Here is an 18,027-nt window from a genome sequence, read left to right as displayed (position 1 = left end):
TCTCGAGCTTGAAAGAGTACTATGACTTCTGCTGACTTCTGACTGCTCAGCTATCTATCACTAGATAGGTTACCAAGGTTACTTGGCGTGCCAGCCAGACCTCCCCGGGTAAGAGTGTAATCTTTCCTTCCATCCATCTGCTTCATTTACTCTGTATCACCTTCGGCAGAAAGGGCTTTGTTTTGTCATGCAAACTCACCCAGTGATACCTAGCCTCATATGAAGTTCGTGTTCCTCAGACCGGAAGTTTGCCGCTCGCTTCCTTCAGATTCCGCGTCACCACGGACACCCTTGCGTTAAGCTAACTGCTACTTCTGCCTTCGCAGCTCGGGACTTTCACCCTATAGATTACACCCATGCCGAGCGCACATGATATAAAGACGTGGATCACTTCCACGTCTTTTTTCTAATTTTATAAGGCTCCACATTGCTTTTCGATTTCGTTGACAAACAATTCCTGTATTTTTCTTGTTATTGATCCTGGCTCGCCATTCCCAACTACCTTTCCTTCCACTTCGATAATTGGCATGACTTCTGCCACTGTACTAGATAAAAACACCTCATCCGCCTCTGCCAATTCTTTAAGTGTAAAGGCCCGTTCATTAACTGGAATACCACTTGCAGAACAAAGTCCAAGAATCACATCTTTTGTGATCCCTTTTAGAATCAAATGATTGGATTCATGTGTAATTACTATCCCATTTTTCACCATAAAAATATTGGATGAACTGCCTTCAGTAACATTCTGGCCCCTGTGCTGAATCGCTTCAAAACAGCCATGTTCTACCGCTTTTTGCTTAGCTAAAATATTGCCAAGTAAATTCAAGCTCTTAATATCGCAGCGCAACCAGCGGATATCTTCGGTCAGAATGGTCTTCACGCCGGTTTGTAGCTCGTCCTTTGGTCTTGTCATCTCCCTTGTATAGGCAACTAAGGTTGGTTCAACATTCTCTTCCGGAAAAGCATGATTTCTGGGTGCCACCCCTCTTGTAATTTGCATATAAATAATGCCAAGACGGAGATTATTTTTTTCAACAAGCTCCAAAAGTAGGCTTTTTAATTGATCCATAGTATAAGGGAGTGACACGCCTATACTTTTTGTGCTTCTCTCGAAACGCTCCAAATGCTCTTGTAGTGTGAACATTTTTCCGTTATAAACTCGAATTACTTCATAAACCCCATCACCAAATTGATAACCGCGGTCCTCAATATCCATCTTAGCCTGATTTCGTTCTATCAATTTTCCATTTAAGATGGCAAATATCATTTTCTCCCATCCCCTTTTAATGTCATTTATTGAGCTAACTCATAAATAGCTTGAGCATAGATGGCCGTTGCTTTTAATAAATCTTCAATGAACATATATTCATCTTTTTGATGGGCAATATCCGGACGACCAGGGAATAGCGGTCCAAATGCCACACCCGATTTAAGTGACCGTGCATAGGTACCTCCACCAATTGCAATCAATTCTGCTTTCTCACCTGTTTGTTCTTCATACACTTTTTTCAATGTTTGAATGAGAAATTCTTTTTCATCCACATGGTGAGGTTTCGAATCAGAAAAATGATCAATGTAAAATCCTTCTGTCTCTAAAAGCGCATCCAACTTTGCCTTTGTTTGATCCATATTGTTTGTAACCGGATAACGACAAGTCATTCCAATTCGGCCACCTGATTCAGGTGTGTAAGAAAACTTCCCAGGATTGATTGTTAGGTCACCAGAAATATCGTCAGAGTACGCTACTCCAAGGTTTACTCCCCTAGAATCATCGTAGAAATATCGGGAAACAAATTGAAAATAGCGTGCTGCTTTTTTATCTAATGGTTGGTCTGCAAGAAATTTAGCCAGATAAAGACCAGCATTTCTTCCATTTCTTGGCTCCATTCCATGTGCAGATAATCCAATCACTTCTAACGTTATTTGTTCGTCATTTTTATAATAACTATATTCAAGTTCCTTCTGTTGCATGAACGTGATGAACTGTTTGATGACGTCCTCTTCATTATCCCCTACCATAATAATGGCACGTGCATGATCTGGAACCATATTGTATCTCTTTCCGGAAACAAAGCTTACGACCTTCACACTTGCATCAGATAAATCTTGCTCCATTTCCTTCTGGACCATATCCATATCTGCAATCCCTTTTTCCGCATTAATAATCGGGAAATCCGCATCCGGTGCAAAACCTAATGTTGGCATTTCTTCATGTTTGAAATAAGTATCCACACAGCGCCAACCACTTTCCTCATCAGTACCAATAATCATTCGAACCCGTTTATTTAACGGCAGCCCCAACTCCTTGACAATTTTCATTGCATAATAGGCTGCCATTGTCGGCCCCTTATCATCCAATGCGCCGCGAGCAAATATTTTTCCATCTCGGATTTCAGCAGCATATGGGTCACTAGACCAGCCATCACCTTCTGGTACTACGTCTACGTGACAAAGTATGCCGAGTAATTCTTCCCCCTCACCAAACTCGAGATGACCGGCTACGTTTTCTACGTTTTTTGGCAAAAATCCATCTCTTTCCCCAAGCTGTAGCATATAATCCAAAGCCTCTTTTACTCCTTTACCAAGTGGGGCATCTTCTGTAGCATTTTCTTCATCCAGTACACTTTTAATATGTAACAATTCCTGAGTGTCCTTGATGAGTGCCTCCTTACGCTTTAATACTTCCTGCATCCAATCAATTTTTTTCAACATCATTTCCCTCCTATTGAAGAACATATCTTAACAATAGCATTTCGTGGATTATTTTAGCAATTTTGCTTATTTGGGTTTTTTACTAAAAATTCAAATAATTTATCATAAATCAAACTTGACCCACCATACTCATTAGTAAGGAATAATCAAAGGAGGAGATTTACCGAACCAAATTAAAGTAAAACAGAGAAAATTTTGGAAACTTTGTTATATCGGTAGAAATTTTAAAAAATTGTGGGTACAATAAAGTTAGATGTATGACATCTAGATTCCACTTCCAGATTGATGAAAAGGAGATGTCTGCGGGGAAAAGAAGCTACATATTCTTGAAAATGATTCTTCAAAGAGACTGTCGGTAGAGGGATTACGCCAAAGGTTTGAAAAAAGGATAGGGAGTGGTTTTTTGAAACCTTCAACTAACCGAATGTTAAACCGTATCAAATGTATCTACATGTTTATTCGTGATAACGGTACAGTCACAACGCAAGAACTTGTAGAGGAATTTGGTATTACTCCTCGCACCATACAACGAGACTTAAATGTTTTAGCTTATAACGACTTGGTTTTCAGCCCAAGTCGTGGAAAATGGACAACAACAAGAAAGAAAGTAAAACTTTCCTCTTAAAAATGAAAAATAGACACAAGCAATCCATATGCAATTTCTTTGTTCTCTCCTAAAAAGAACATGATATAAATTTAAAAAGTTAAAGGAAGCCAATGTTTCTAGGCTTCCTTTTTTGTCTATTGGGATTGTCCTTGATTACTATATATCAGAGCTTGGGCAATGCCGGTAAAATATTCTGACTCCCTTATAATATGGTCTAACACAACCTTTGCTGTCGGATTATTACTTACAGCTTTACTATTTGTTTTAATTTGCTGACACAATTGTATAAATGCAAGGCTTTCTTGAAGACAATAGGAAACTAACTGCAGAACATGCTGGTACAGTTGGTTGGGAATATAGTAGCCTGAACGGATCACTGTTTCAATAAACCGGACCACCTGTTGATGTGTCTGGCTAAGGGCTGTTTCCCATTTTTTCAAAGCCTCCACAAATTCCTCCTCTAGTCCACTTACTAGTTCTCGGATTACTACCGTATGTTCCTCTTCCTGATGCTTCCAAAATTCTGCTTCATCCAATATTCGTAACGGCATTTGATGGCCGTAATAAAATTGCATCCCCATCCCTCCTAGTGATTTCTCTAAAATCTATGGGATAGGTAGACAAAATATTCATTACAGACAATTAGCGTCTACCGGACCCAGCATTGACTAATGTTCTCCATTTCGTTTTTCACCTTACAGATAATGGCCATTTGTTTTTTTAAAAATGATACAATGGTAAAAAATATTTTGGGGTTGGCTGTATGGATTTATTTAGAAATCAATATCTCAGAAAGATTGAGCTGAAACGAAATGATATTTCTTCTTATAATCACTACCCGTTTAACTTGCCATTTATAAAAAATTTTGAAGAGTTATCCTTTCATCCAAAAGTGACGTTTTTGATAGGTGAAAACGGAATGGGGAAATCAACATTACTGGAAGCCATCGCTATAGCATTAGGTTTTAATCCTGAAGGCGGATCGTTCAACTTCCATTTTTCAACCTATGATTCTCATTCTGTTCTAGGTGAATATTTAAAGGTGATCAAGGGGATCGATAGGCCCAAGGATGGTTTTTTCCTGAGGGCTGAAAGCTTTTATAATGTTGCTTCCAATATTGAGGAAATGGACCGTGAAGGCTTCGGCCCCCGTGTCATTGATTCTTTTGGTGGGGTTTCTCTCCATGAGCAATCGCATGGGGAGGCGTTTTTTGCGACATTTATCAATCGTTTTCGGGGAAATGGGATCTATATTTTGGACGAACCTGAAGCCGCTCTTTCGCCTTTACGGCAATTGTCCATGCTCACCCGAATTCACGACCTTGTTAACGAAAATTCACAATTTGTCATTGCTACTCACTCGCCAATTATTATGGCATATCCAGATGCTGTGATTTTTGAATTTACGGAGGAAGGAATTAGAGAGAGCAAACTGGAAGAAACGAGCCATTATCGGATTATGAAGCAGTTTTTCGACGATAGAAGCCGGATGATTCATCATTTGTTGAATGATTAACATGAAAAAAGCTCAGGAAAAGACTGAGCTTTTTTAGATAATATTTTTTCCATAAAAAATTTCGTCCATTTCAAACTTAATTCTTTCCGTAATCTCAATCCGTTCTTCTGGAGACAGTTTGTCTATTGTATAACCGAATAAATAGTTATTCAAATCAAACTCGCGAAGTTTACATTTCGTATGGAAAATATTTTCTTGATACACATTCACATCTATCATATCGAACATTTCAATAACATCGTCTGGGATGTAATTTTGAATTGAGCTAATTTCATGATCAATAAACAGTTTATTGCCATCTTTATCCCTAGTAAAGCCACGTACGCGGTAATCGATCGTCATTACATCCGTTTCAAATGAACGAATTAAATAATGCAGTGCCTTCAAAGGCGAAATTTCGCCACAGGTTGATACGTCGATATCAGCCCGGAACGTGCTAATCCCTTCATCTGGATGATACTCAGGGTATGTATGAACAGTTATATGGCTTTTATCTAGTTGCATGACCACCGATTCCATTAGCGGTCCTGGTGATTCCTCAAAAATATCTTTTGGGGCATTCTTGACAGGACCTTCAGATACAAGTAATGTCACACTCGCCCCGGCAGGTTCAAAATCTTGACTAGCAATATTTAATACATGTGCTCCAATAATATCCGCCACATTTTTTAAAATCTTTGTTAACCTCTCAGCACTATATTGCTCATCAATATATTGTAAATAGGCCTCCCGTTCTTCCCGTGTTTTCGTATAACAAATATCATACATATTAAAACTTAATGATTTCGTTAAGTTATTAAAGCCGTGTAATTCGATACGCTGCTCGTGTGTAAGCTTCATTAACTCTTCCCCCTACTCGAGTGTTCCCATTTCAAATTTCTTTAGTGAATATTAATAAGTTGCCCAGATTTCCTTTTTTTTATGGATCATTCAACATATTTCATCTCTTTACACGAATCACAACGTTCGAAAGACATTATGATGGAATATACCTCAACAATGCTAGAAGAAAAAATAAAAATCTAACTTATTTATAATAATTATAATTTAGTATTGATTTTAAAATTATAAATGTTATAATAAGAACAGATAAAACAAGAGGAGGAAAGAACATGACGCTTGAACAAGTACTAAATCAACAAATTGCAAACTGGAATGTATTATATACAAAATTACATCGCTATCACTGGTATGTGAAAGGACCTCATTTTTTTACATTACATGCTAAATTTGAAGAATTGTATGAGGAAGCAGCTGCTGTAATAGATGAGCTGGCAGAACAATTACTAGTCATTGGAGGAAGCCCGATTTCAACCTTGAAAGAATATATACAATATGCAACCATCAAGGAATCTACTGAAATGTTAACAGCGGAAGAAATGGTCCAAGCTGTAGTAAATGATTTTTCACAAATTGTTGCAGAGTTACAAGCTGGTATGGAAGTTGCGGAGCAGAACAATGATGAAGTTACTAGCGACATGTTTTTAGAATTAATCGAAAAACTAAACAAACACAACTGGATGTTAAAATCCTTTTTGAATGCTTAATGATTATAAAAAGGGACAAAGTCATTGAACTTTGTCCCTTTTTAAATTAAAGATAAGCAAATACTAGTTTCTTACGGTTAAAAAAAGATAAAGACTTAAAAACAAAACGAGCACACTATTTTATTCCTAAAATACGAACAGAAGGAAAAGACATAAATCTAGTCAAAGACCAGATTTATGTCTTGGAAGCTAACGAAACATTTGTCAAATTTTATTAATTAATAAGTTTAGGTCAATAACAGATGCTTGTTTACTTCACCTGATAATTTTTTAACTGTTTAATTTCTTCCTCGGTCAGTTCCCGATATTCCCCGAGCCCCAAAGATTCATCCAATTTCAATGGGCCCATGGAAATCCGCTGCAAATAAATAACCCTTTTGCCGACGGCTTGGAACATTCTCTTCACCTGATGGAATTTCCCCTCGGTTATCGTCAACTCGATGTCAGAACGGAGACCAGATTTTAATATTTTTAATTCGCCGGGCTTTGTCAAATACCCATCATCTAACACCACGCCTTTAGCGAAAGCTTGAACATCCTCCTCGGTTACCTCACCATCAATGACAGCAAAGTAAGTTTTTGGTACATGCTTTTTCGGCGATAGCAAACGATGGGCCAGTTGCCCGTCATTGGTTAACAGCAACAATCCTTCTGTATCTTTATCCAACCGACCTACTGGAAATGGTTTATATACTTGATCTTCCATTTCCAATAAATCAATGACTGTTTTCTCTTGATAATCCTCCGTTGCCGAGACGACTCCAGGAGGCTTGTTCATCATTAAATAAATCCATTCCTTATATTCAATTACTTCACCATATAGGGTGATAGTTTCTGTGTTGGGGTCCACATGCTGTTTAGCATCCCTAACAATGGTGTCATTCACTTTGACAGCACCGTCTTTTAAAAGTTGTTTGACTTCCTTGCGGCTGCCGTAGCCAAGATTGGAGAGCAATTTATCAATTCTCACTGGCTCGTCTCCTTCCAAAGATCTGTAATTTTTTCAACAAACGGTCGACCCTGTCACCAAATAACTTGCGGGCAAGACCAGATTTTAAGCCTAAGTAAAAATAAATGGCCGCCCCCACACTAGCGCTAAGACCAATAAGAATCACAGATTCAATCTTTGATTCAGGTGAGAGGAATAACAATGAAAGCTGATAAACGATTCCTGTGCCCGCCCACATAAAACCAACAAAAATGACAATAAGTAGACTTCTTCTTAATACAAGTCGAAAAGGATAGTGAGCAAATGACTTAATGACCATTAAATTGATTAATATCGCAGCAGCATATCCAAGCGTAGTAGCCAAAATTGCTCCTTTTGTTTCCATCATTTTAATCAACGGGATGTTTAAAGAGAGTTTAATCAATAACCCGACCAATAAGCTTAAAATCGTAAAGCGCTGTTCATTAATCCCTTGCAAAATAGCCGCTGTAACTGAATACAAAGAAAAGAGAATGGCAACTGGAGCATAGGCTCGCAACACTTCAGTCCCTACTATATCGTGCTGATAGAACGCAGTATAGACAGGTTCCGCCAATAAGGACAGACCTATGGAAGCTGGCAAAGTTAAATATAACAGCACTTGAAACGTTTGGTTGAGCTGATGGTTTAAACTCTTCCGATCCCCAGCAACAAATGCCTGTGTAATACTTGGGACAAGCGTTAATGAAAAGGCGGTGGCCAGTGACATTGGAATAATGACAATTTTGTGGGACTCAAAATTTAAAATTGAAAAGTAAGAATCTGCAACCTTCGCTTGGATTCCAATCTCAGCCATAGCCTTACTGAAAGTAATTTGGTCAACGGCTTGAAACAATGGATTAGCAATCCCGACTAACACAAATGGAGCGGAATAAAACAGAATTTCCTTGTAAATTTCTTTAAGAGAAATTTCTACTGTTCCTTTATCTTTTCGCAAAAGCTCATCCAGATATGGCTTTCGTTTATACCAATACCAAAATAAAACGAGTAAACCACCAATGGCTCCAACAAACGCAGCAAATGTCGCCACTGAAGCCGCCGTTACAATGTCACCTTTAAAAATTTTCAAGACAGCAAACGCTCCGATGAGCAAGAAAGCAATCCGGACAATTTGTTCAACAACCTGGGAAACAGCGGTAGGCCCCATCGATTGATGGCCTTGAAAAAATCCTCTAATTAAACTCATAAAAGGCACAATAATCAAAGCAAAACTAACCGCCCGCATTACTGTTGTTACATCTTTAATATTGGCGTCTTTATTTGTACTCATTTCCGCAAAAACAGGTGCTGCGAAATACATGATGAGAAAAGAAATCACACCAGTAGTAAGCATGACCACTAATCCGGATTTAAATAGCTTACGGCCAACAGCATATTCCTCAAGAGCATTATATTTAGATATAAATTTTGAAACAGCTAGCGGAATTCCCGCCGTTGCAATACTGATAAAAATGGTATAGGGAACATAAGAGTATTGGTAAAGGACCGTCCCCTCTCTCCCTACAATTTGGAAAAATGGAATGACGTAAATTAAACCAAGAATTTTGGAGAGTATCGTTCCAAATGTAAGGATAAAAGTTCCTCTTAAAAGCTTAGACTGCATAAAATCCCTTCCTGACTGAAGAATCCGCAAAAAACCATTACAGTTTTTTTCACACTATTGATAGTTTACAACTTCTTTTCCTGCTATGCTACTAACAACCAAATGAAATTTATGAAAAAATCGTTTATATTCGTCACAAAATGTTTATAATGAGGTGAATCTATTTAAAGTTGGTGGAAGTATGAATTATGATGTCATCGTGATTGGCGGCGGCCCATCAGGATTAATGGCAGCTATTGCTGCAGGCGAAAAAGGAGCAAAAGTCTTATTAATAGATAAAGGGAACAAACTTGGAAGAAAACTAGCCATTTCCGGTGGCGGTCGCTGCAATGTTACGAACAGGCTCCCTGTCGATGAATTAATTAAGCATATTCCCGGAAACGGCAAATTTTTGTATAGTGCATTTTCGATTTTTAATAATGAAGATATCATCCGATTTTTTGAGAAATTAGATATACAACTGAAAGAAGAGGATCATGGTCGGATGTTTCCGGTAACCGATAAAGCACAATCGGTGGTTGATGCTTTACTACATCAGCTGGATAAACTGCAGGTTAAGGTTATGACCGATGCACCCGTAGTTGACGTTCTTTATGAAAATGGATCTGTTTCCGGCGTTTTATTAAAGGATAAACAAATTTTCACTGCAAAATCCATCGTTATTGCTGTCGGTGGAAAATCGGTTCCCCACACAGGGTCTACCGGAGATGGTTATGCTTGGGCAAAAAAAGCCGGCCATACGATCACTGATTTGTTTCCTACCGAAGTACCAGTTACCTCGGATGAATCTTTCATTAAAAATAAAGTTTTACAAGGGTTATCACTCCGGGATATCGAATTAAGTGTGTTAAATCCAAAAGGAAAGCCGCTGATTACTCACCGCATGGACATGATTTTTACCCACTTCGGTATCAGCGGTCCTGCAGTACTCCGTTGCAGCCAGTTCGTCGTAAAAGCGCTAAAGAAATTTAATGTCACACATGTTGCGATGCTTATAGACGCCCTGCCGGATCGGAAGGAAGAGGAATTATTTCAAGAAATCGTAAAATTGGTAAAAGCCGAACCGAAAAAAAATCTTAAGAACATCCTTAAAGGCTTGCTCCCGGAACGATACTTGTTATTTTTATTAGATCAAAATGAGATAGACCCATCGGCTCAAGCCGGAACGATTTCGAAAGAAAAAATTCGTAGTTTTGTTAATAGTTGCAAGAACTTTCAATTCAAGGTGAACGGAACCCTCTCCATTGAAAAAGCGTTTGTAACTGGTGGCGGAGTTTCGGTAAAAGAAATTAATCCGAAAACAATGGAATCAAAACTAATGAACGGCTTATATTTTGCCGGTGAGATTTTAGATATTCATGGATACACCGGAGGTTACAATATTACCGCTGCTCTTGTAACGGGAAGATTAGCTGGAACAAATGCAGCTTTAACTGCCAAAAATAATAGGGCCTGACATTGAGCGTTAGGCCCTGTAAATAATCATTGCTGAAAAACAATAGATTTGTTCTTCCTCTTCATCCTCTTGAAATGCCGCTACATTGTATTTAATATCTAGCAAACTTTTTTCATCTAAACCTCTCAACCAGCGATTCATTTCTATCTCTAAATCCTTTTCATGCTCACGGTCAAATAGCTTTACTTGAATCATCTGTCTCTCCCTTTCCTTTTTTCTAACATTATGGACAGTTTTTTAGAAACTTAAAAGCGAAAGCACCCTGTATAGCGGTGTATGGCCTCCTCCCAAAAGCTTTCGCATTCGGTCATGCGATATTGATGCTACCGGAGCCTTTCTTGTGGTAGCCTTCCACTGAGATTAAGGAGAATACACGAAGAGACGGAAAGACGAATAGATGTTGACTTAAACTTAAGTTGTCTCACTGCTAGATTTTTCAAAGTCAAAAAAAAAAGACTCCAATTTGGAGTCTTATACCGTTTCGCCTTCCCATTCAAGCATTCCGCCGACCATGTTACGAACTTTATAGCCTTTATCCTGTAGATACTGGCAGACATTGCCGCTACGTGCACTGGAGCGACAAATAAAAATATATTCTTTGTCCTTATCAAAATAGTCAAGGTTATCTGGAATATCACTCATGCGAATATGCTTGGCTCCAGGAATCATTCCCATAGCCACTTCGTGATCTTCCCTTACATCCACCATCTCAAGCTTTTCCCCTGCTTCAAGCTTCTTTTTTAATTCTTCTGGTGTAATTGTTTTAATTTCTTCCATCTGATTCGTCCCCTTTTTAGAAAAACATCCCCTAAAAACTGGGGGATGTTTTCAAATAATTAGTTAGCTACAATATTCACCAATTTACCTGGAACAGTAATGACTTTGCGGACCGTTTTACCTTCGATTTGTTCTTTGATCCGCTCATCTTCCATTGCAATACCTTCTAATGTTTCTTTGTTGGCATCTTTTGAAACCATTAACTTAGCCTTTACTTTGCCATTAACCTGAACTACGATCTCAACTTCGTTATCAACTAACTTCGCTTCATCATAAGCAGGCCATGCTTCATAAGAAATTGTACCAGTATGACCTAGTTTTTCCCAAAGTTCTTCAGCAATATGTGGAGCAATCGGTGATAGTAGTTTCACGAAACCTTCCATGAAATGCTTCGGAAGAACGGTTGCTTTATAGGCTTCATTAATGAATACCATCATTTGTGAAATGGCAGTATTGAAGCGCAACCCTTCGTAGTCCTCGGTCACTTTCTTTACGGTTTGATGATACACTTTTTCAAGATTTGAACCATCTTCAACCGGTTGGATTTTCGGATTTAATTCTCCATTTTCCTCCACCATTAAACGCCAGATTCGGTCAAGGAATCGACGGGCTCCATCCAGTCCGTTCGTTGACCATGCAATGGATGCATCAAGAGGGCCCATGAACATTTCATATAGGCGCAAAGTATCGGCACCGTGAGATTTAATGATGTCATCAGGATTTACGACATTGCCTTTAGACTTACTCATTTTCTCATTGTTTTCACCAAGAATCATTCCTTGGTTAAATAGTTTTTGGAATGGTTCTTTCGTTGGCACTACCCCAATATCATATAGGAATTTATGCCAAAAGCGAGCGTATAGTAAATGAAGTACCGCATGTTCGGCACCACCGATATAAATATCAACCGGAAGCCAATGTTTTAATTTTTCCGGATCGGCTAATTGTTTATTATTTTTCGGATCAATATAGCGTAAGTAGTACCAGCAGCTTCCTGCCCATTGTGGCATTGTATTTGTTTCGCGGCGCCCTTTTTTACCAGTAATAGGGTCAACTACATTTACCCATTCTTCGATATTGGCTAATGGCGATTCACCAGTTCCTGAAGGTTTGATTTCCGTTGTTTTCGGAAGCATTAATGGGAGCTCTTCTTCAGGTACGCCTGTCATTGTGCCATCTTCCCAATGGATGATTGGAATTGGCTCACCCCAATACCGCTGACGGCTAAATAACCAATCACGAAGACGATAGGTTACTTTCTTTGTACCTATTCCTTTTTCTTCAAGCCAGGCAATCATTTTTTGAATGGCATCAGCTTTGTTTAGACCATTTAAGAAATCGGAATTCACATGTTCGCCATCACCAGTGTAAGCTTCTTTTTCTACATTGCCACCGGCTACGACTTCCTTAATTGGCAGGCCAAAAGTTTTTGCAAATTCATGGTCACGCTCATCATGGGCTGGTACCGCCATAATGGCCCCGGTTCCGTAGCTGACTAGAACATAATCTGCAATCCAGATCGGCATTTTTTCGCCATTAGCTGGATTGATAGCATAAGCACCTGTAAACACACCTGTTTTTTCTTTCGCAAGATCAGTCCGTTCAAGGTCGCTTTTTGATTTTATTTTATCTAAATATGCCTCGACCGCTGCCTTTTGTTCAGGAGTCGTAATTTTTTCTACTAAAGCATGCTCTGGGGCAAGCACGGCATATGTTGCTCCAAATAGTGTATCAGGACGAGTGGTGAATACAGTAAAAGTTTCATCATGCCCTTCGATTTGGAACGTCACCTCTGCCCCCTCAGAACGACCGATCCAGTTGCGTTGCATTTCCTTCAAACTTTCAGGCCAGTCAAGCTCTTCAAGGTCTTCAAGAAGGCGGTCCGCATAAGCGGTAATTTTTAAAACCCATTGTCTCATTGGACGGCGTTCAACCGGGTGGCCACCGCGCTCACTTTTTCCATCAATGACTTCTTCATTTGCCAGCACGGTACCAAGAGCCGGACACCAGTTCACTGGCACTTCATCCACATATGCAAGTCCTTTTTCCCAAAGCTTTAGAAAGATCCATTGTGTCCATTTGTAGTACTCTGGATCAGTTGTGTTAACTTCACGATCCCAGTCATAGGAGAATCCTAGTGACTTAATTTGTCTGCGAAAGGTTTCAATGTTTTTGGCTGTAAATTCTGCCGGGTCATTCCCCGTATCAAGTGCATATTGTTCAGCAGGGAGACCGAAGGCATCCCAACCCATTGGATGAAGTACATTATAACCCTGCATTCGCTTCATACGAGCAAGGATGTCAGTGGCTGTGTAACCTTCCGGGTGGCCGACGTGAAGGCCAGCCCCTGAAGGATATGGAAACATGTCTAAAGCGTAGAATTTTCGTTTGCCCGATTCTTCTTTTGTCTTAAACGTTTTTTCTTCTTCCCATTTCTTTTGCCATTTCTTTTCAATTTGCTGATGGTCGTAACTCATATTTAATCCTCCTAACTAGTAAAGCGAAAAGCGCCTTTGTCACTATAACAAGACACTTCGCCATTCGAATCGTATTTTTTTAAATTTGGCTGTATTCTCTTATCGTACTAGGTATGTTCTTTCGCCATCTACTACTGCAGGACAATCAATTACTCCTACAACGCTGCCACGTTCTAAGATGAGATACCTTTTTAGAGAATCCTCCATTAATTTGAAATACGGCAAAAAAATAAAAAACCTCTCATCCCAAATCAGGGACGAGAGGATTATATGTATCTTCCCGCGGTACCACCCACATTAGTGCATATGCACTCACTTCATTTTACCTTAACGCGGCAAACGGCAGACATTACTATCATTCATATCTGCAACTCCTAGGCGAGTTCATGACCTCCCCGGTTGACTTTCACCAGCCGTCAACTCTCTTTACACGGTTTTTAGTCACTACTACTCCTATTCAATGTTATTCGAATATCATTTTACGGTAATTGTATTAAATTTTCGAACAAGATGCAAGGGTCATATGCCTATTTTCATAACAAAGAAAAATAACACCCCATTACTTGAATACAAAAAAAGTATGGGTAAATTTCTTTATTCCCATACCTTAAAGATTTTATACGACCATACTTTTATCTTTTATTTGCTCTTTTACTTTAATACCGCGGTCATAGAAGAGTGTAGTTATGATTGCAACAATAAACAATCCCATTAGGATGGTAAATAATGCAGACATATTATATAGATCAACGACCATTCCACCTAATAACGGGCCTAACATCCTGCCACAGGTTGCGGTGCTATTAACAATCCCTTGATAAAAACCTTCTCTCCCTCCTGGAGAAAGTGCAAAAGCAATAGTTGGGACTGCCGGCCAGATAAACATTTCGCCTATCGTTACAATTACCATAGCCGTCAAAAATCCTGTAAAAACTTCTGCTTTACTGGCAATGAAAAAGGATACAATGAAAAACGCGATTCCAATTAAGATTTGTACTTTCAATGAAATGGACAAATGCTTAAGTACACCATTTAAGAGCGGCTGAACAAGAACAATGAGTGCTCCATTGACCGTCCAAAGGAAACTATATTGTGTCAATGATATATGGACATCTTGCATATAAGAAGCAATTGTTGTTGTCCATTGGACATAAGCAACCCAACATAACAGATATCCTAGGCAAAGAATTAACAGCGCCTGTAGATTTGCCCTATTTGTAACAGTCACCGATTTGTTCTTGACAGCTTGCTGATTAGATGATTTGACCGTTATTCTTCGATAACCAAAAACAGCGATGAATAAAAATAAAACATACATGACTGTATTAGCTAGGAAAATGAGTTGAAAGGAATATTCTGCCACTATACCTCCCAGTGCAGATCCAATGGCCACTCCAACATTTTGTGCAACATAGAGCGCATTGAACGACTTTCGGCCACCCTCTTTCCACACTGATCCCGCCATCGCGTACATCGCTGGAAAAATAATCCCTGTTCCAACGCCGACAATGGTTAGAAATATAACATAGGTCGGCCAGCCGTGCCAGAAGGTTAATCCGATTAAAGCAGTCAACGAAATAGCTATACCGAGTAATATAGATTTATATCCTCCGATTTTGTCAAAAAGATTTCCTCCAACAAGGTTTCCGATAACGGTGGCACCAGCATTAAGCATTAAAACAATTCCGGCAACCGATAAGGATTTCCCTAAATGGTCGTGAATATAGATAGTGTTTAAAGGCCATAAAAAAGAAGAGCCAATCACATTCACTGCCATCCCAATAATTAATAGCCATAAGGCACGTGGCATGAACAACGCTCCTTTTGAAAAAAATATTTCGATACCCTAGGTAATTTTAGAGCTTTTCTGGTAAAAGTGCAATCATTTTCATTTGCCATTTTTCGTAAAAAGATTAGAGTTTTGCATCCCACTAATATTGATGATTATTCTGTATAACTCAACATTTTTACCGTAAAAAAGAATCTCTCAACTTTAGTGTTGAGAGATTTTTAGTGATTTTAAGATGATTGATCCTGTTCTTGGTGCATTTTTGATTTAACCGGCTGCCCACCTGTTTTCTCATATTTCTTTTTGGCTTGCTTAATAAGATCAATATCCTGTCCTAGTTCAATATCTTGATTATTGATCCCATTCCGGTTTTTCTGTTCAGGGTTTTGCTTTTTAGAACGTTTTTTCATTATTGTTCTCCTCCTCTAGTGCCCTGTAAGATCATATTGTTCTGCATCTGTTGAATCTGCAGGCGCATTCTGTGAAGCTGTTCTCTTTGCTGCCCATTAGCACTATGAGCCATTGTTGCAATATCCTGATAAGTTTGCTCTAGCCTCTGCAAAGCCTCAATATAATCATTTTCATTGTAATGCTCTTGCATACTGCTCTGTTTGTATTGCTCTTCTGCAAAGCGAATTGTTTCTTCTACCTGCTGTGATAAAGTTTCCATCGAAGCACGAGTAGCCATGAAAGTACCCCCTTCTTGATGTGGCACCAATTAATGAAGCATAATGCTTCACTTCTTAGTCTGTTCTCCAATTTTCTTCGTATAACAATGAACACGTTGATAATTACTGGCAATCATGCGTGAAATAATTAGTTGGAGAAGCACTTATTTTCATGTAAAATATTTTTTATGCAAATTTTTATAAAGGAGGTTTTCTGACATGCTTCAGACAAACCCTTTTCCATATGCATCAGATGATAAACGTTATCACACTTGGAATTACCATCTTCGCCAACAATTCGGCCATAAAGTATTTAAAGTTGCCTTGGATGGTGGATTTGATTGTCCAAATCGTGATGGTACGGTGGCTTATGGAGGTTGTACTTTCTGCAGTGCCGCAGGTTCCGGTGATTTTGCTGGTAGCCGTAACGACAGCCTTGAAAAACAATTTCATGACATAAAAGAAAAAATGCATACGAAATGGAAAGACGGCAAATATATGGCCTATTTCCAAGCTTTTACCAATACCCATGCACCGGTCGAGGAATTACGTGAAAAATATGAAACAGTCCTTAGACAAGATGGAGTAGTCGGGTTATCAATCGCTACCCGTCCAGATTGTCTACCTGATGATGTCGTTGAATACTTGGCTGAATTAAATGAACGAACGTATCTTTGGGTAGAATTAGGACTTCAAACTGTCCATGAACAGACAGCAACCCTAATCAACCGAGCACATGATTTTCAATGCTATATTGATGGAGTAAACAAATTAAGAAAACATGGGATTCGAATTTGCTCCCATATTATCAACGGACTACCGCTTGAAAACTATGATATGATGATGGAAACGGCTAGAGAAGTTGCAAAATTGGATGTGCAAGGTATCAAAATTCACTTGTTGCATCTTCTCAAAGGAACACCAATGGTAAAGCAATACGAAAAAGGAATGCTTCAATTTCTTTCTCAAGAAGACTATGTAAACTTAGTATGTGACCAATTGGAAATTTTACCTCCGGAAATGATTGTTCATCGCATCACTGGTGATGGCCCAATCGATTTGATGATTGGACCAATGTGGAGCGTAAACAAGTGGGAAGTCTTAAACAGTATCGATGCAGAGTTAAAAAGAAGAGACAGTTGGCAAGGCAAATATTTTCAGGGGGAATCCAATAAACGATGAAAATGGATCGAATTCTACCGTTCGCACGGATTTTACTTGAAAAAGCTGTATCCTTAGGCGATATCGCGGTGGATGCAACCTTAGGCAATGGCCACGATACCGTTTTTCTAGCGGAACTTGTTGGGGATACAGGAAAGGTTTACGGTTTTGATGTGCAGGAACAAGCGGTTCTAGCAACCAAACAACGCTTAAATGACCATAATCTGATGGATCGGGCCATTCTATTTCATAACGGTCACGAAAAGGTAAGGGAATTGATACCTGCAGACCAACATGGCAAAGTCACTGGAGCCATTTTCAACCTTGGCTATCTCCCTGGAAGTGACAAAACGATTGTAACCCAACCGGAAACAACCATTTCCGCCATCAAGCAATTGCTAGAAATAATGGCTCCTGAAGGGATCATTGTCCTTGTTATCTATCACGGCCATGAAGGAGGAGCTATCGAACGAGATGCACTGCTTAAATATTGTCAGCAATTGGACCAAAAGAAAGCCCATGTCCTTCAATATCAATTCATTAATCAGCAAAATAATCCGCCATTTATCGTGGCAATTGAAAAAAGATAAACCAGGCAATAAAGTGTACCCTTTGTAAAGGACATTTTAAAAAAGCCTAGGCAACTTGTTGAAGCTGCTGTCTGTATTTTACAGGCGGCAGCTTTTTTAAATTCCACTGTCCACGATAATGATTGTAGTACGTCAT

At 39.1% G+C, this 18,027-nt stretch carries 19 protein-coding genes and 1 other annotated feature; of the genes, 6 read left to right on the top strand and 13 right to left on the bottom strand.

Translation table 11 applies throughout. The annotated features are described in order from the left end of the window. Positions 1-412 precede the first annotated feature (412 nt). Together dat and pepV are read right to left on the bottom strand one after the other, a co-directional pair. Positions 413-1,267 (bottom strand): D-amino-acid transaminase, encoded by an 855-nt coding sequence (gene dat / locus GZA11_RS14245; protein WP_163184248.1) that lies wholly within the window; start codon positions 1,265-1,267, stop codon positions 413-415. A gap of 26 nt (positions 1,268-1,293) precedes the next feature. Beyond that, entirely contained in the window at positions 1,294-2,709 is a 1,416-nt protein-coding gene (gene pepV / locus GZA11_RS14240) for a dipeptidase PepV (RefSeq protein ID WP_163184249.1), read from the bottom strand. 406 nt (positions 2,710-3,115) lie between these two features. Between pepV and GZA11_RS14235 the strand changes: the two genes are divergently transcribed. Then, positions 3,116-3,337, top strand: a complete 222-nt coding sequence (locus GZA11_RS14235; protein ID WP_038536788.1) for a DeoR family transcriptional regulator — start codon at positions 3,116-3,118, stop codon at positions 3,335-3,337. A gap of 116 nt (positions 3,338-3,453) precedes the next feature. Here GZA11_RS14235 and GZA11_RS14230 read toward each other — a convergent pair whose 3' ends face one another. Beyond that, entirely contained in the window at positions 3,454-3,894 is a 441-nt protein-coding gene (locus tag GZA11_RS14230; protein WP_163184247.1) for a DUF2935 domain-containing protein, read from the bottom strand. Between the two features lie 188 nt (positions 3,895-4,082). Between GZA11_RS14230 and GZA11_RS14225 the strand changes: the two genes are divergently transcribed. Further along, positions 4,083-4,835: an AAA family ATPase gene (locus GZA11_RS14225; RefSeq protein WP_163184246.1), complete on the top strand. Its 753-nt coding sequence runs from the start codon at positions 4,083-4,085 to the stop codon at positions 4,833-4,835. A 33-nt stretch (positions 4,836-4,868) separates the two neighbouring features. On the opposite strand, the gene speD is transcribed toward GZA11_RS14225, so the two are convergent. Next, entirely contained in the window at positions 4,869-5,675 is an 807-nt protein-coding gene (gene speD / locus GZA11_RS14220) for an adenosylmethionine decarboxylase (RefSeq protein WP_038536796.1), read from the bottom strand. 272 nt (positions 5,676-5,947) lie between these two features. On the opposite strand from speD, the gene GZA11_RS14215 reads away from it, so the two are divergent. Continuing rightward, positions 5,948-6,382 carry a Dps family protein gene (locus GZA11_RS14215; RefSeq protein ID WP_038536798.1) on the top strand — a complete coding sequence of 145 codons (435 nt, stop codon included), beginning with the start codon at positions 5,948-5,950 and terminating at the stop codon, positions 6,380-6,382. A 250-nt stretch (positions 6,383-6,632) separates the two neighbouring features. On the opposite strand, the gene GZA11_RS14210 is transcribed toward GZA11_RS14215, so the two are convergent. Together GZA11_RS14210 and GZA11_RS14205 are read right to left on the bottom strand one after the other, a co-directional pair. Continuing rightward, positions 6,633-7,352, bottom strand: a complete 720-nt coding sequence (locus tag GZA11_RS14210) for a pseudouridine synthase (protein ID WP_163184245.1) — start codon at positions 7,350-7,352, stop codon at positions 6,633-6,635. Then, positions 7,342-8,973 (bottom strand): putative polysaccharide biosynthesis protein, encoded by a 1,632-nt coding sequence (locus GZA11_RS14205; RefSeq protein WP_163184244.1) that lies wholly within the window; start codon positions 8,971-8,973, stop codon positions 7,342-7,344. The genes GZA11_RS14210 and GZA11_RS14205 overlap by 11 nt, the downstream gene beginning before the upstream one ends. 181 nt (positions 8,974-9,154) lie before the next feature. Between GZA11_RS14205 and GZA11_RS14200 the strand changes: the two genes are divergently transcribed. Continuing rightward, positions 9,155-10,429: a BaiN/RdsA family NAD(P)/FAD-dependent oxidoreductase gene (locus GZA11_RS14200; protein WP_163184243.1), complete on the top strand. Its 1,275-nt coding sequence runs from the start codon at positions 9,155-9,157 to the stop codon at positions 10,427-10,429. 9 nt (positions 10,430-10,438) lie between these two features. Here GZA11_RS14200 and GZA11_RS14195 read toward each other — a convergent pair whose 3' ends face one another. The 6 genes from GZA11_RS14195 to GZA11_RS14170 form a co-directional block, all read right to left on the bottom strand. Beyond that, a complete protein-coding gene (locus GZA11_RS14195; protein WP_038536808.1) occupies positions 10,439-10,624 on the bottom strand; it encodes a sporulation protein Cse60 in 186 nt (61 codons plus the stop codon). A 276-nt stretch (positions 10,625-10,900) separates the two neighbouring features. Then, positions 10,901-11,206, bottom strand: coding sequence for a rhodanese-like domain-containing protein (locus GZA11_RS14190; RefSeq protein ID WP_038536810.1), 306 nt, complete (start codon positions 11,204-11,206; stop codon positions 10,901-10,903). Between the two features lie 59 nt (positions 11,207-11,265). Continuing rightward, entirely contained in the window at positions 11,266-13,683 is a 2,418-nt protein-coding gene (gene leuS, locus GZA11_RS14185) for a leucine--tRNA ligase (RefSeq protein WP_163184242.1), read from the bottom strand. Positions 13,684-13,933: 250 nt separating this feature from the next. Further along, positions 13,934-14,153, bottom strand: a binding site (T-box leader). A 146-nt stretch (positions 14,154-14,299) separates the two neighbouring features. Further along, entirely contained in the window at positions 14,300-15,493 is a 1,194-nt protein-coding gene (locus GZA11_RS14180) for an MDR family MFS transporter (protein WP_163184241.1), read from the bottom strand. A gap of 209 nt (positions 15,494-15,702) precedes the next feature. Further along, entirely contained in the window at positions 15,703-15,882 is a 180-nt protein-coding gene (locus GZA11_RS14175) for a hypothetical protein (protein ID WP_038536813.1), read from the bottom strand. Continuing rightward, positions 15,882-16,160, bottom strand: a complete 279-nt coding sequence (locus GZA11_RS14170) for a YtzC family protein (protein ID WP_038536814.1) — start codon at positions 16,158-16,160, stop codon at positions 15,882-15,884. The genes GZA11_RS14175 and GZA11_RS14170 overlap by 1 nt, the downstream gene beginning before the upstream one ends. A 199-nt stretch (positions 16,161-16,359) precedes the next feature. On the opposite strand from GZA11_RS14170, the gene GZA11_RS14165 reads away from it, so the two are divergent. Further along, positions 16,360-17,322, top strand: a complete 963-nt coding sequence (locus GZA11_RS14165) for a TIGR01212 family radical SAM protein (RefSeq protein WP_163184240.1) — start codon at positions 16,360-16,362, stop codon at positions 17,320-17,322. Continuing rightward, the gene (locus tag GZA11_RS14160) at positions 17,319-17,891 is read left to right on the top strand and encodes a class I SAM-dependent methyltransferase (RefSeq protein ID WP_163184239.1); all 573 of its coding nucleotides are present in this window, start codon (positions 17,319-17,321) and stop codon (positions 17,889-17,891) included. The genes GZA11_RS14165 and GZA11_RS14160 overlap by 4 nt, the downstream gene beginning before the upstream one ends. A 46-nt stretch (positions 17,892-17,937) precedes the next feature. Here the strand turns inward: GZA11_RS14160 and GZA11_RS16985 are convergent. After that, positions 17,938-18,027 (bottom strand): IS3 family transposase (locus GZA11_RS16985; RefSeq protein ID WP_328822053.1); only part of this gene is annotated, 90 nt, incomplete at its 5' end.

Origin of the sequence: Neobacillus sedimentimangrovi (assembly GCF_010614825.1) — a bacterium.
GTDB classification, from domain to species: domain Bacteria; phylum Bacillota; class Bacilli; order Bacillales; family Cytobacillaceae; genus Neobacillus; species Neobacillus thermocopriae.
This window is presented reverse-complemented; position numbering and strand designations above follow the sequence as displayed.

Excerpts from the sequence above, each read along its gene's own strand:
- dat (WP_163184248.1), bottom strand. The coding sequence starts at position 1,267 with ATGATATTTGCCATCTTAAATGGAAAATTGATAGAACGAAATCAGGCT.
- GZA11_RS14230 (WP_163184247.1), bottom strand. The coding sequence starts at position 3,894 with ATGCAATTTTATTACGGCCATCAAATGCCGTTACGAATATTGGATGAA.
- GZA11_RS14225 (WP_163184246.1), top strand. The coding sequence starts at position 4,083 with ATGGATTTATTTAGAAATCAATATCTCAGAAAGATTGAGCTGAAACGA.
- speD (WP_038536796.1), bottom strand. The coding sequence starts at position 5,675 with ATGAAGCTTACACACGAGCAGCGTATCGAATTACACGGCTTTAATAAC.
- GZA11_RS14215 (WP_038536798.1), top strand. The coding sequence starts at position 5,948 with ATGACGCTTGAACAAGTACTAAATCAACAAATTGCAAACTGGAATGTA.
- GZA11_RS14205 (WP_163184244.1), bottom strand. The coding sequence starts at position 8,973 with ATGCAGTCTAAGCTTTTAAGAGGAACTTTTATCCTTACATTTGGAACG.
- GZA11_RS14200 (WP_163184243.1), top strand. The coding sequence starts at position 9,155 with ATGAATTATGATGTCATCGTGATTGGCGGCGGCCCATCAGGATTAATG.
- GZA11_RS14195 (WP_038536808.1), bottom strand. The coding sequence starts at position 10,624 with ATGATTCAAGTAAAGCTATTTGACCGTGAGCATGAAAAGGATTTAGAG.
- GZA11_RS14190 (WP_038536810.1), bottom strand. The coding sequence starts at position 11,206 with ATGGAAGAAATTAAAACAATTACACCAGAAGAATTAAAAAAGAAGCTT.
- leuS (WP_163184242.1), bottom strand. The coding sequence starts at position 13,683 with ATGAGTTACGACCATCAGCAAATTGAAAAGAAATGGCAAAAGAAATGG.
- GZA11_RS14180 (WP_163184241.1), bottom strand. The coding sequence starts at position 15,493 with ATGCCACGTGCCTTATGGCTATTAATTATTGGGATGGCAGTGAATGTG.
- GZA11_RS14175 (WP_038536813.1), bottom strand. The coding sequence starts at position 15,882 with ATGAAAAAACGTTCTAAAAAGCAAAACCCTGAACAGAAAAACCGGAAT.
- GZA11_RS14170 (WP_038536814.1), bottom strand. The coding sequence starts at position 16,160 with ATGGCTACTCGTGCTTCGATGGAAACTTTATCACAGCAGGTAGAAGAA.
- GZA11_RS14165 (WP_163184240.1), top strand. The coding sequence starts at position 16,360 with ATGCTTCAGACAAACCCTTTTCCATATGCATCAGATGATAAACGTTAT.
- GZA11_RS14160 (WP_163184239.1), top strand. The coding sequence starts at position 17,319 with ATGAAAATGGATCGAATTCTACCGTTCGCACGGATTTTACTTGAAAAA.